Origin of the sequence: Clostridium pacaense (assembly GCF_020709765.2) — a bacterium.
Classification (GTDB): Bacteria; Bacillota; Clostridia; order Lachnospirales; family Lachnospiraceae; genus Enterocloster; species Enterocloster hominis.
The window spans coordinates 826375-839789 of sequence record NZ_JAJFEB020000001.1; the positions used below are offsets into that span (position 1 = coordinate 826375).

16 protein-coding genes and 1 pseudogene are annotated in these 13415 nt (G+C 45.8%); 6 read left to right on the top strand and 11 right to left on the bottom strand.

Translation table 11 applies throughout. The features are described from left to right. Positions 1–10: 10 nt before the first annotated feature. The 11 genes from LK536_RS33405 to LK536_RS33455 all read right to left on the bottom strand — a co-directional run bounded on the left by LK536_RS33405 (position 11) and on the right by LK536_RS33455 (position 7202). Complete coding sequence (locus tag LK536_RS33405; RefSeq protein ID WP_227795139.1) at positions 11–1141, bottom strand: hypothetical protein; 1131 nt, start codon at positions 1139–1141, stop codon at positions 11–13. Positions 1142–1157: 16 nt separating this feature from the next. Next, a complete protein-coding gene (locus tag LK536_RS33410) occupies positions 1158–2648 on the bottom strand; it encodes a hypothetical protein (RefSeq protein ID WP_227795140.1) in 1491 nt (496 codons plus the stop codon). A 21-nt stretch (positions 2649–2669) separates the two neighbouring features. Beyond that, entirely contained in the window at positions 2670–3305 is a 636-nt protein-coding gene (locus LK536_RS33415) for a hypothetical protein (RefSeq protein WP_227795141.1), read from the bottom strand. A 267-nt stretch (positions 3306–3572) separates the two neighbouring features. After that, positions 3573–4373, bottom strand: a complete 801-nt coding sequence (locus LK536_RS33420; RefSeq protein ID WP_506092072.1) for a hypothetical protein — start codon at positions 4371–4373, stop codon at positions 3573–3575. 8 nt (positions 4374–4381) lie between these two features. Then, the gene (locus tag LK536_RS33425; RefSeq protein ID WP_227795143.1) at positions 4382–5140 is read right to left on the bottom strand and encodes a hypothetical protein; all 759 of its coding nucleotides are present in this window, start codon (positions 5138–5140) and stop codon (positions 4382–4384) included. After that, positions 5127–5225 carry a hypothetical protein gene (locus LK536_RS33430; RefSeq protein ID WP_420315207.1) on the bottom strand — a complete coding sequence of 33 codons (99 nt, stop codon included), beginning with the start codon at positions 5223–5225 and terminating at the stop codon, positions 5127–5129. The genes LK536_RS33425 and LK536_RS33430 overlap by 14 nt, the downstream gene beginning before the upstream one ends. Next, complete coding sequence (locus tag LK536_RS33435; protein ID WP_420315208.1) at positions 5222–5884, bottom strand: sensor histidine kinase; 663 nt, start codon at positions 5882–5884, stop codon at positions 5222–5224. Before LK536_RS33435 ends, LK536_RS33430 begins: the two co-directional genes overlap by 4 nt. Further along, positions 5818–6420 (bottom strand): hypothetical protein, encoded by a 603-nt coding sequence (locus tag LK536_RS33440; RefSeq protein WP_227795144.1) that lies wholly within the window; start codon positions 6418–6420, stop codon positions 5818–5820. Before LK536_RS33440 ends, LK536_RS33435 begins: the two co-directional genes overlap by 67 nt. A gap of 60 nt (positions 6421–6480) precedes the next feature. Next, positions 6481–6630, bottom strand: a complete 150-nt coding sequence (locus LK536_RS33445; RefSeq protein ID WP_227795145.1) for a hypothetical protein — start codon at positions 6628–6630, stop codon at positions 6481–6483. After that, positions 6627–6911, bottom strand: coding sequence for a winged helix-turn-helix domain-containing protein (locus tag LK536_RS33450; protein WP_331472094.1), 285 nt, complete (start codon positions 6909–6911; stop codon positions 6627–6629). Before LK536_RS33450 ends, LK536_RS33445 begins: the two co-directional genes overlap by 4 nt. Positions 6912–7046: 135 nt before the next feature. Then, positions 7047–7202, bottom strand: a complete 156-nt coding sequence (locus LK536_RS33455; protein WP_331472095.1) for a response regulator transcription factor — start codon at positions 7200–7202, stop codon at positions 7047–7049. A gap of 903 nt (positions 7203–8105) precedes the next feature. Between LK536_RS33455 and LK536_RS33460 the strand changes: the two genes are divergently transcribed. The 6 genes and pseudogenes from LK536_RS33460 to LK536_RS33485 all read left to right on the top strand — a co-directional run. Next, a complete protein-coding gene (locus LK536_RS33460; protein WP_227795146.1) occupies positions 8106–8708 on the top strand; it encodes a cytidylate kinase-like family protein in 603 nt (200 codons plus the stop codon). 325 nt (positions 8709–9033) lie between these two features. Further along, positions 9034–9450, top strand: a complete 417-nt coding sequence (locus LK536_RS33465) for a MarR family winged helix-turn-helix transcriptional regulator (protein ID WP_227795147.1) — start codon at positions 9034–9036, stop codon at positions 9448–9450. Between the two features lie 5 nt (positions 9451–9455). Beyond that, positions 9456–10520: an HlyD family secretion protein gene (locus LK536_RS33470; protein ID WP_227795148.1), complete on the top strand. Its 1065-nt coding sequence runs from the start codon at positions 9456–9458 to the stop codon at positions 10518–10520. An 11-nt stretch (positions 10521–10531) separates the two neighbouring features. Then, entirely contained in the window at positions 10532–11677 is a 1146-nt protein-coding gene (locus LK536_RS33475) for an ABC transporter permease (RefSeq protein ID WP_506092073.1), read from the top strand. Continuing rightward, complete coding sequence (locus tag LK536_RS33480) at positions 11674–12822, top strand: ABC transporter permease (protein ID WP_227795150.1); 1149 nt, start codon at positions 11674–11676, stop codon at positions 12820–12822. Before LK536_RS33475 ends, LK536_RS33480 begins: the two co-directional genes overlap by 4 nt. A gap of 65 nt (positions 12823–12887) precedes the next feature. Then, positions 12888–13320 (top strand): annotated as a pseudogene (locus LK536_RS33485) (transposase); the annotation flags it as partial. Positions 13321–13415: the final 95 nt, after the last annotated feature.

Genomic DNA, 13415 nt, shown 5'->3' on the forward strand with positions numbered 1-13415 from the left:
CTCTGCCTCCTTACCCGGCAACTGGAATATTAGTAAACAAGCTTATTACAATACCATCTTTTACAAGGGCTGTTATACTGATCCGTCCCCCTGTTATAATGGAATTTTCTTTAACCGCCTCCTCTGGTATCCCGCCAAACTGGTAAAGATAAATCATATCATAATCCTGTGTCTGAAACGGACTGCTGGGATCTTCCAGGAAAAGAGAATCTCTGGGATAATCCTCCTTACTGCAGACGGTATATGGAAGTTTGAGGGAAGCTATCTCATCTTCCTTCATTCCAATTTTAAGCCCACATCCCAGCTGATACTGATCCGTTGTAAGGATAATCGCGTATAAATCGCCCTCCATTGTAGAATGGGTGACATAGTCGATCCCCTCCCCTTTCCAGTAGATAAAATGGCCATTTATAAGTTCTTCTCCGCTATTCTGCTTCAAATCATCCTCTATATTCTTGATATCATCAATATTGACTTTTAAAAACAGGCAGTCGGACAGTATAGGATTTCCTATTACATATACATCCCCCTCGCTGAATTCATCGCCATTTACCTGAGTATTAACCTGATTCGCCTTATATTCAAGCCCATAATATTGTCCATAGAAAAAAACGAGCTGTTCTTCTAACTTCTGTAATGCCTCCGAAACGGAACTGTCTGTCAAATCGGCATTTCCCATATAAATGTTCTGGGCTGTCTCAGAGATAAGACGCCCCATCTCATAGTAGCGGCCTCCGCCATTATCAATTCCCTTAGAGTCTTTGTAAATGGAAACGAGGTAATGACCATACTTTATACTTTTTTGAAACAGTTCATCGCTGGAAAAGTAGTCTGGATATTGTTCCTGGATAAAACCACACGCCTCGCTCCAGCGCCCATCCGCCCCCTCATCTCCAAGCGCTTCCAAAATAAAATGCCTATCCTGTTCCGCCTCGTCCTCCGCCTGCTTTTTCAGGTTGTTTATAATCTCTTCTTTCTCCGTCCCGGTACTGCCGGCTGGGTCTTCAGCCTGAGGTTCGGAGCTCTCTGACAAAGGGACCGTTATGGAAGCCGGTTCTGTTTCAACCTCTGCCTTCTGTGAGCATCCTGTGCCTAAATTACACACCATTAAAAGAGCCAATACCGTAATCATTTTCTTCATACTAATTTTCCTCCGATCATTCTGCACTTTCTGACACGGGTAACTGCATAGAAGTTGATTCTGTTTCAAAGGTTCCAACCTCCAGAAAACCAATATCAAACTTCACTTTTTTTCCCAGGCTATCCTGCACAGATTTAACCATTACAGGCGCCGTCATTGTTACAGGATTATCACTGTACCATGGGGACATCCAGCCAGCCACGGTCAGTCCCGGCTCCACCTTTAAGTTCACCTGTGCTCCATGAATATCAAATGTACACAGATTGCTGAGATTCAGACCGCTTATTGTTTCATTGGCAATCCCGGAGATATCCTGTACGGCCATTACATTGCCCTGCAAATCCAGAATTTCCACCTGTTTTTTTTCTTCTGACTGATGAATTTGAAGCCGGCCCTCCATCTGATTTAAGTAATCCTTTTCCGTGAAAGACTCCGCCTGCATTGTCCCGCCCGTATCTGACCAAAAACAATAGAGTTCATCCGAATCCAATGAAGTTCCTGTCTTGCTTCGGCAGGATAAATATAACAGTTCTTTTTCCCCATCCCAGCCAACCTGCGGCATAATCTGTATGGGTGACATGTAGCATATATCCGGGAAACGGCTGACAATTCCATTTTTATCAATCAATATCCCCTGGAATTCCGAATCATATATGTATCCGTATATATGGATATTGGCCTCTGGAATATCTCCCAGTTTCAGGCACAATCCATCTTCTTCCAATGCTTTTGGAAGTTCTTTTTCTGTAATGATTTTCACATTTTTTAAATCAACCTGGTTAAACCTGTCTTTGAACCCCGACTCCTGGTCATGATACTCTCTGCCCTCTGTTGATTCATCCTGTACATTGTTTTCCTGCCCTCCGCTTGTGGCGTCAATCTCCAGCCTGTTCTCCTCCCATGTAGGATTCCCCTCCTTCGCATCAAATCCCAATGGCAGATATTTTTGAGGAATCACTTTCTCATAATCAATATCTGTAAAATGATTACAAAAGGTCAATTCTACATATACGATTTCCTGCTGCGCTTCATCTGCCAGTGCATAGATATATCCGTAATAGCTGGCATTCACAGCTAGAAGCGGATAGGGAAAATCCGTTGCACCGTAAATCAGATAATCCGTTGGCCGCGGAATCTGTTTTAGCCGCTCTGTCTCTGCTTGATAGTCATTTTCATCGCAGCGATACACCAGATAACTGAGATAACATGGATCCCAGGGATTATAATACTCATAATAAAAATCTTCTACTTTTGCCGATTCCGGCAATTTTTCCGGAAATATGTTGTCAATTACCAGATATGACTCACTTGTTTTCTTCAGCTTGGAAGTATTTTGGGTTCGATGGATTCCCTGTACACCAAAATATGTCTCATAATCCTCAATATCCGTAACTATATTTTTTTCTACCCAATGGGTGATAATACAGACCACCGGGGTTACTATAATTCCTACCAGTAAAATAACAATCAGAACGATCCTCAGCTTCACTTTTGTTCTTTTATCCATTGCATGCTCCCATCTATCCCTCTAACGTAACAACATAAAATTATTAACATATGCATTGTGAAAATCTGTGCCGTCGTATATTAATTCAATTTCTCCGTTTGCAATACAATAACGGTATATACCCTGAGCATAACCCTCCCCACTTCCAATAAACAAAATTGTATCTTTAGATTCGTAAACATACTCATCATAGATAGTCAATGGGAAACTGCCGCCAAATAAATCCGCAATTTGTGGCTGGCTTCCTGTTTTGTATAAATAATTTTCCATGGGGATATTTGCATGTTTTAACGCATACCCGCTGTACGTTATTTCATCAGCTCCTTTTACTCCAATATTTTTAATTTCAAAGTCTTCTAATTTCAAAAGCAGATTTAATTTATCATTCTGTATCAGTTCAAAAATATAAGTGTCCGGCGGATAATATGTATTATTAGTTTTTTGCATCACCTGGCCTCCATTCCACTTTTCTCTTAAATATTCCGCCTCTGCATAGGAAGTCCCGACCATGATAATCCTGTCTGCCTCTGCATCGTAAGCACATATCCGACAATGAAAATCAATATCGGTCTCTAATTGCCGGAGGTCACCGGTTTCTTTATTAAATACAAAAGGCGTTCTTCCTATATTTTCTGTACAGAATTGTAAATTTATCACACTCCTCTTTCGTATCAAATACAAGCAATATCATCTTCAGTCTCCTCCCGGTTATCAATGCTTTTCCTCTGTCAATCATTCTTATGTCGGTGTATCACAAGGATTCCAGTATATTGGAACCATCCACTATGAATACATTAACGCATTTTTTTGCATTGTACTACAGATTTCTATCAATTTACACATTTTTTACAAAATACGCAGTAGATTTGACTCAGCAGAATCAAATCTATTGCGTATTGGGCAGATATCCTTCTTTATTTAAAACTATTTTACTGTATAGGCTGCATTTGAAGCCGAACCCTCTATCCCATTAAAAATAACCGCATAGTAGTCATTACCCTCGACAGAAATATCTGTCACATATTTCCCATCTCTTTGAACTGCGTCGATTGTTGCCGCATATGCTCCGTCTGCCGCATAAATTTTCACGCGGTGGGCGCCGGCAGCTGATGTGCTAAAACTACCTTCCGCATAATATGTGTTGGGGAACAGAAAATTACGGATTCCACTCCAGTTTTGGGAATACGGCAGTTCCGTCTTTTTTGTTTCCGGCAGTGTTGTCTTTTCTGCTGCAACCAGTTTCTGATCTTCAATCCATTTTGCCTCATCTTCCAGATAGAGAGTTCCGGTCTGGGCAGTAATATGTAACTTGGTAACCTCATAAATATCATCTTTTATCTTCTCATCAGACTTCTTATTATTGTTTCCATCTAATGACGGGCAGGCCTCATATGCAAAGCCGCGGCCTGGAAACTCAAACCCCAAATCGTCAGCACCAGACTTAGCTCCTGTACCGGGATAACTTCCCGGTGATACCGTTACAGAACGCGCTTCCCCGTTTTCTGTTGTCCAGGACCATACCCAGTTTCCATTTACATCAACAGTTTTGGTATACCGGGGACTGCCATCCGCCGCAGTCGTTGTTCCCTGTGCCTCAAAAGCTGGCGCTGAATTTGTAATTGCCAGAATCAGCACTAAAATTAATCCGCCTTTTCCTCTAAATGTTTTCATTTTCCACCGTTCCTTTCTGCTACTGTCATAATGTGTCTTCTTCTTTTCAACCATGGTTTCATTTATTTCTGATAAACAATGATTGGTTCCGTCAGCTGTATGCTGACTGCCCTGGGCTGCGCGCTTTGCCCAAAGCGGAACCATGTCACTGTATCATTCTCACAATACTCTCCCAGAATATCATCCTGGTCTTCTGTACTCTCTGTCAGATCAAGAGCCAGATACTCCGCCCATTTTTGTGGGAGGCTGGACATATCCGGACCGCCGCTTTTCATCTCATTTCCCATGTCAACAATAAAACCATAGATTTTACTGCTTTCGTCCTCCAGTGTTAAATTCACCGAAAAACCGGGATAGGATAAGAACACGTTCCACTCCAGCACATATACCGATGAATCTTCTGTGTCAATATAGGTATATAAAACATAATTCGTCATTAACGGCCACTGCCCAATTTCCAGTTCAGGAATGATTCCGGCCCCCTTTAATATATTCAGTTCCCGTATGCTGACATCAATAATATCTTCTTCCTGGATTGCCGTATTCCGGTTCTGTAAATGATTCTGTGTGGGGAGATAAACCCGCTCTTCTGCCCGCACCGTGACATTACTTATTTTCTTTTCCGCCTCCTTTGCCAGACTCAGCTTAGAAATCGTATCCAGCTGGTTTTTCTGAAATACCAGCACCTCCCCGTCCACAGGAATAACCTGGCCTGCCTGTTTCAAATCCCGCCGTTCCGCCAGATTCGCAGGAAGAAAGATACAGATCAGAATGACAGCCGCCACTCCGGCCACTGACAGAACATATTTACACCGTTTCATTTTCAGCCTTCTTAAGCTCTAAGATGACGGAAGTGCCGGTCTTTTCTTCACTGACAATACGCATTTTTCCACGGTGCAGTCTCATGATGGTCTCGCAAAGCGCCAGTCCAAGTCCGGCTCCCCATGGGCCCGTGACCGCGATTTATCCACCATGTAAAATGCTTCCGTAATCCGTTCCAGTTCACCTGCGGGTATTCCAGTTCCGGTGTCCCGCACACAGATGCAATATGTTCCTTTCTGCCGGACTCCAGTGATGAAAATTCCCCCGCCGCCTTCCATAGCCATCCTGCTGTTGTCTATCAGATTGAGAAGAACAGTTTTTATAAGGTCATAGTCCGCCGCAATTTTGGACTCCTCCGCTTGGATTGACAAGGAGATACGGGAATGCTCCAGACCGGGAAGAACCGTGCGTTTCATCGATTCCATTAATACGCCAACAGAAACCGGCTGCAGACATATCTCCGTTTTTCCCAATACAACAATTTCCATCAGCTTTGATCCCAGGGCCTCCAGGCGCTTCCCCTCCTGGACAATCGTATCGGCGGCTTCATAGGTTCTTTCCTCCGTCATCTTTTTTGAACGGAGCATGTCGGCGTATCCTATGATTGAGGTTAGCGGGGTTTTCGTTTCATGTGCAAAACTGGTCATAAATTCCGTTTGGCGTATCATGGTTTCATTTAACTGATGGATCTGTGTCTCCAGCTGGTCCGCCATATGATTGAAGTCCGCCGCAAGCTCTCCCACCTCATCATGACCACCACGGCAATCAGAAGTACCAGTCCTGTCAGTATCTGTCGGAACAACCGAAACTGCCCCTCACGGAATTTAAAAATATCCGTTACGTCCTTTGTTGTCTCCACATAATAGATACTGTCCTCTATTTTTAGGGGTTTCAATGTCTTAATCTGGTACTGTCCGTCCTGCATCACTATCTGATGTGCGGAAGTCAGTCCCGGTATCTGCTCCTTTTCCACCGTACTCCGGAGTGTTCTCTTATCTTCCCTGACATCCTCTGACTCTTTATAGGAATAAGCTGCTCCCCCGCCCGGATTTTCTATTTTCCGGTAGGCTTCTTTTTGGGGTCCTAACGATACTCTGCGGTCCTTCGCAGCCTGCCCACCCGCAGGATGTACGGCCTGCCCCAACATTACTGCCAGCCAGTCTTCTTTAGAATCCCATTCCTCATCTCCTTCCGCCGGACCAATCAGGCCATCCCCCAACCTTCCAATCCGGAACGGCACAGTCCCGTCCACATGGATATCAGATAACAGCTTCCCCAAATCTTTTGCGCTAATCTGTCCATTGTGCGGAAAATCAATGACCAGCCGGCCTATTTTCTCCTAAATGTTTAGGTTCTCCTGAAACGCCTGATTTACCTTTCCCCCCATAAGTGAATCGAAGGATGATTCAATCAGAAGATAGCTCCCTGCGCTGAATGTAATAACGGTTACAGCAACCACTACCAGGCTCACTTTCCAAAAAAAACTCATACCCACTCCTCTAATCTGTAGCCAATTTTATAAACAGTTGCTATATGATTTCCTAACCCGGTCTTACTTCTGAGGCGCTGGATATGGATATCCACCGTTCGGCCGTCCCCATCGTATTCCTTTTCTGTCAGCTTAATTGGCTGTTCCTGTTTCAATACGGTTCTGGAAACGATATTGACTGTCAAATCGTATAGCTTGAGTATTCCGGGATCCCTGTGTCTCCGGCGGAGAACCGTCCTGACCCGGGCCAGCAGCTCCATACATTCAAATGGTTTCGTCATATAATCTTCCGCCCCCATCTCCAGTCCCCGGACTTTATCCTCTACTGTTTCTTTGGCCGTCAGGAATATCCATCGGCCTGATATATTCCATCAATTCATACCCATTCACCCTGGGCGGCATGATATCCAATAAAATCAGGTCGTAATTTTTTCCTCCAGGTATCTTGCTGCAGCCTCCCCGTCATAGACGCAATCGCAGCAGTACCCTTCATCCGTAAGGTTTATTTCAATTAAACGGGAAATGTTCATCTCGTCCTCTACCACCAATATCTTATTCTCATTCATAATCACACTTTATTCTCCTAATATCAGGAATCATCCTCCATCATAATTTATCAGACTTGATGTTCTCTTTCCACCATAGGATAGCACAGACTTATTTCAAAGTTGTTTCAAAAAATCAAAATGATAAAACATATCAACTTGCAACCAGAAGAAAGTAATGATGTGTCTACAGAACTCGTCAGAGAAATCGGAGATTGGCTATGAATAATAGAGTTAAAGAATTGCGAAAAGTATTAGGAATCTCTCATGGCCTATTGAAACAGTTTTACTGTATATTTTTTTTTCATACTTTTCCTTTACTGCTTAATGCTTCTCTTGCGCCCATAAGGGACAGGCCCGTCTTCCATTTCAGTTTCTGCCTCTAATCTGCTGGATATGCATTACTTTCTTATTGTGGACACACGAAAGCCATGGTGCAGGCATGGTGCAGACGGTGGACGGATGTCCTTTTAGGAATGCCTATTATATGCTATAATATCCTTATATACTAGAACTGAAAAGTTTAATACAAGTAATGACCGGATGGAATAAGTTAGGGAACAGGGAGTGACCAGTGCCATTCTCGCCCCATTTAAGCAATACGGGGCCTTGAGACCCTTGAATACATCACAGATGCCGTATTGGAGGTAACAGGGATACCTTCCGGATGGTATGGAAGATTACCAGACCCAATGCAGTAGTCTGCATAGTAGACTGTCATAAAGAGCCGCAAACGCCCTACTTCCGGACATAAACGGGAAGAACTCAAGGAGGGGTAAGGAAAGATAAGTCTGGACATCATGCCCCCCCCCCCTGATATGTTTAAGAATAAACGGTGGGGACCAAGAGATATAAAATAAAGTACGCAAATGAGGTATGATAACATTTAAAGTCATTTAAGGACATTTAATTTAGAAAGAAGGGATGAGAATGGGCAGGAACTGTAGTATCACCATCGAGCGTCAGTATGGGAGCGGGGGAAGGGAGGTAGCCCGTATCCTGTCGGAGCGCCTGGGCATTCCATATTATGGGCAGGAGCTGTTAGCTGTAACGGCGGAAGAATATGGAATCAGCATCGGGGAACTGAAAAAACTGGACGAGAAACGGACCGGAAGCCTGCTTCATGATTTAGTGCTGTATGCCTTCCGGTTTCAGAATTACAATAAGATGCAGGAGCCATTTGACATCAATAAGGAGGTGTCTGACACCATCCGCAGGCTCGCACGGAAGGGACCGTGTATCTTTATCGGAAGATGCGCTGATTTTGTCCTGGACGGAGAATGCGACGTACTTAAGCTGTTTATCTATGCTTCATCCATGGAGAAGCGCAAACGCCGTATATGTGAGGTGGATGACATAGCCATTGAGAAGGCAGAGGAAGAATTACAGAAGAAAGACAGCCAAAGAAGTGACTATTATCACTATTTCACCGGCAGGAACTGGGAAGATATGGGAAATTATGATGCCTGCCTGAACACCTCAGTATTCGGATATGAGGGCTGTGCAGATTTAATCATGAAAATGATGGAGTGAAATCATTGAATGCCATCCCAGAAGACACGATTAAAAAAACATGATAATGCCATGAATTAACTGGATTCCAAACCAGCTAATCCATGGCATTTTTCTTTTTCCTCAATGTTCAGATGGACTATACCGTCAATTAAACAAAGAAATAATAAAAGTAAGGCCATAATTTTGTGAAAAATAAACGGGTTGATTTTCAATTGTAAAATGCATATAATGTTTGTCAAACACAACAGTTGTTAAATACATATGATGGCTGCACAAAGCATTCCTTAGCAATATCTGCGTCAGCCCCTGCAGGGAGGTGGGTATCATACAGGAAATAAACACCATGATAGAAAAGAGTAAGCGTAGGTTTCTGTGCATTAAATTCAGGGCCTGTGGCCTTTCCTTTTCCGAAGGAATTGTGCTTCTGGTCATAGGCTACAGCAAATACAGCAATCAGAGTACCATATCCAGCCTGTCCGGAATCGATAAGTACCAGACAGCCAAAGTACTGGCTGCCATGGAGGACCGGGGATATATCAGGAGGGAGATTAACCCTGGGAACAAGCGTGAAAAGCTGGTCTGTCTGTCGGAAAAGGGACAGGAGGCAGCCAATACACTGAAGAATATCATGGACCAGTGGGAAAAAATCATTTTTTCCGGCATCACACCGCAGGAGGAACGGGTTCTTGAACAGATCATGTGCAAAATAGTCGGAAATGTAAGGGAGTATGAAAAAAATACCGGAAAGGAGAAACTGTAATAACAATGAAACTGACAAAATCCAAGAAGAAAATCATGGGGGCAGCGGCTGCCGTCATTTTGTGCGCCATTGTCCTGGTAATCATCTTCGGTCATGTGACAGGGGATGACCTGTTATTTAAGAATAAAAAAAATCTGGTGGTGCAGTCCTATGTGACCATGGACGAGAGCAACATCAACGCCCTGACAGGAGGACAGATTAAGGATGTCCTGGTGGAGGAAGGGGATCTGGTGACGAAAGGCCAGGAACTGGTCCGTCTGGACAGTGATACCCTAATGGCCCAGAGGGAACAGGCCCAGGCAGCCATGGCCCAGGCCCAGGCCTCTTATCAGAGCCTGTTAAATGGTGCGACAGAGGAACAGATGAGACAGCTGCAGCTAGCAGTCCAGATTGCCCAGGCAAACCTGGAAAATGCCCAGGCAGCCTATACCAGGATGGAGGCGGATTATCAGAGGACCTTGGCGCTGGTTCCGGCGGGGGCCGTATCCCAGTCCTCCGTGGATGCGCAGAAGGCAGCCCTGGCATCTGCCAAGGCTTCCCTGGACAGCTCACGTTCCAATCTGGAGATTTCCCAGAGCAAGCTTACCGAGGCCCAGAACGGAGCCACGCCAGAGCAGATTACCCAGGCCCAGGCCGGGGTGGACCAGGCCAGGGCTGCCCTGAAACAGATTGACACCACCCTGGATAAATGCGTCCTCACCTCCCCTGTGGATGGTCTGGTGACAACGGTGAATGTCAAGGCGGGTGATGTGGTGTCCTCCGGACTTCCCTCCATGGTGGTTGCAGACATTTATACCCCCTACATCACATGTGATGTGGATGAAATGAAGCTTCCGCGGATAAAGCTGGACCAGGAAGTGGATATCTCCCTGGCGGCGCTGGGAAAGGACAGGTTTAAGGGAAAGGTGGTACGGATTAATAAGGAAGCGGATTTTGCCACCAAGAAAGCGTCCAATGAAGCTGACTGGGATATCCTGACCTACGGAATCAAGGTGACCTTTGACGACCTGATGGGGCTGCAGGATGAACTGCGTTCCGGTATGACAGCCTATGTTGACTTTGGAAAGTGATGTGATGGTATATGAGAGAATGGATGAAACGGGCAGGGTGCCTGGCATCTTCTATAAAAAAACGGTACATAATGATTCCCATGCTGATTCTTCTTCTGGCACCTACCATCCTGAGTCTGCTCATGGGCGCAGAGTTCGTCCACCTGCCTTTTCAGAAAGTCCCCACAATCATTGTGAACCATGACCATTCTGAAACGGTCCAGGGACTGATTCAGATGATTTCGGATAACAGGACATTTGACGTCATTGCGTGTACGGATGAGGAGGATGACCTGAAGGAAGCATTTTACTACAATAAGGCACTGGCGGGTATTGTAATCCCGGAGCATTTTTCAGAGGACTTATTAAATGGCAGGGAAGCCAAAATCATGATTTTTAATGACGGCGCCCTGTCCACGGTTGCCAGCGGCATGAGGGGAACCATAGCCGAAGCCCTGGGAACCATTAAGAGCGGTTATATGCTGAAGCTGGCGGAGGGAACGGGCATGCCGCCCCAGGCAGCCATGAGCCTGATTGCGCCCATGGGATATGTGACAAAAGCCATCAGCAATCCATCCAAGAATGTGGCATATATGATGATGGAGGGCATCCTCCTCACCATTGTCCAGATTGGGGCCGCATCCGTAGGGGCCTGTGTATGTGAAAGGGACAGCTTTGGAAGGCTGATGAAAAAGGCCGGATTCATTACCGGCATTGCCTGCGTCTCAGCCCTGGGATGTATGGTGACCCAGACCCTGTGTTTTGGGTTCCCATATAAGAGTTCACCCTGGGCCGGCGTTCTGATGACTATTTTCACCTGCTTCGGCATTACCCTTTTCGGGATACTGCAGAACCTGGGAACCGGGGGGAACTGCGAGGAGGCAGTGCAGAAATGCGGCATCATAGGTTTTACCATGTTGTTAGCCGGTTACACATTTCCGGTCATCTCCATGCCATGGCCCTGTAAGTTCCTTACCTGGTTCATGCCCAATACCCACTTCATCGTGCCTCTGAGGGACATGGCCCTGGTGGGGCGCAGCTTTCTGAGCGAAGCCCACCATGTTCTGTGGCTCATGGGCTTCTGCGCGGTGATGGTGCTTGCGGTTGCGAAGAAATTCAGGGATGCCAGGGCAAAGACGGTAAGCCTTGCGGCGGAAAGCGGGGTGCCCATCATATGATAAGCAGGATATGGAAGGAAGAGAAAAATACAATCATCGGTCTGTTTATCTCCGTGCTGGTCGGTATGCTCCTGATTACTACCATCTGGAAAAATGATTACACGCAGGATATTCCTTTTGGGATCCTGGATGAGGACCGCTCCTCTCTGTCACAGTCCATTGTAAAACAGTTTGGCATCAATCCCTCACTGGACATTGTATACTATGCGGATTCGGAGCAGGATTTAAAACAGGCCATCCTGGATAAGAAGATTGAGGCTGGGGTCATGATACCCGGAAACTTCAGCCGGGATATGTCCCTGAAGAAATCACCACAGGCAGTGATATTCGCGGACTGTTCCAACATCATCACCGGAGGAGGGGCAGTGGGGGCAGCATCATCCGTGCTGGGTACCATGAGCGCGGGGATGCAGCTTAAGATGCTGGAGGGAAATAATTTTTATCCATCGGCGGCCCAGACCAGTCTGGGTACATTTTCTTACGTGGACAGGACCTTGTATGAGCCACAGGGCGATTACATCAGGAAAATGAGCTATCTGCTGGTTCCCTCCATTACCATGCAGACCTTCCTCATCTCATTTTTTATTCCTCTCATGATTCGAAAGAGGAAAGCCCTGGCTATGGCTGCACCGGAACGCCGGGGGGATGAACTAAAGGATGGAATCATCCGGACAGCCGTGGTGGCGGGCGGCGCCGTGGCGGCCCAGTCCGCGGTTCTGTGCGTGGTGGCATTGTATAAGAACATTCCCCTGAGAGGAGAAATCGGGCTTTATCTGTTCAGCACGGTCCTTTTCATGCTGGCTGCCGTGGCCTTTGGCGTGATGTTAGGGTCATTTACCAGAAGACTGGCCTGCTTCGCACAGCTGTATATGATGTGCAGTAACCTGATTATATTTACCTCGGGGCTTATTTTCCCCTACTATCTGATGCCGAAATGGCTCAGTATTGCTTCCAGGATATTCTCGCCCATTGCTAATATCGCCGTAGAGTTAAAGGCTGTGAACCTGAAGGGAATCAGCTGGGACGCTGCCTGGCCCCAGCTGGCGGGAACGGCCCTGTATACCGTATTCTGGCTGGCGGCGGGAGGCATCATGTACGCTTTGAGCATTAAAAAGGAACGGCGGCTTGCCAATGCTACGGAGTAAGGGATGGGATATTTGGGGTATAATAGGGAAGGTCCGCCACTTGACGGGCTTTCCTTGAATAGCGGATAAAAAAGTGTCTTCGACACTTTTTTCTGGATGATTGGTCTCTTCTTGACTGCCTTTTCCAGTCTGCCCGCAGTGTTGTCCTGCATATGTTTCATAACCTCAACAAATCTAAAAACTTCGTTCCCGGCTTTGTCTGCGTCCTTCACACTTTTGGGAGGCCTCTGGAATGGGACACATATCCACTGTCTCATTACGGAAGGTGGCTTCTCTGATGATGGCTTCAGGCATGTCGTCAGGCATTTTAACTATACCCTGTTAAGAAAGTCCGTTCAGACAGCACTTCTCAATCTTCTCAAATCCCGCATTGAATCTTCTTTCAAAAAAGCGAAAGCCCTTATCTACCATAAGGATAAAGATGGTTTTTATGTTTATACCAAACCGGGTCTCTGTGATACAGATGCGGTGATTAAATATATCAGCCACTATCTCTCCCCCCGTCCAATCTTCTAGTAATGAGCTTATAATATCACATCCATGACTAAGGACACCATAAATCAATCTTATCTCACCAAAACCAAATCCTTCAT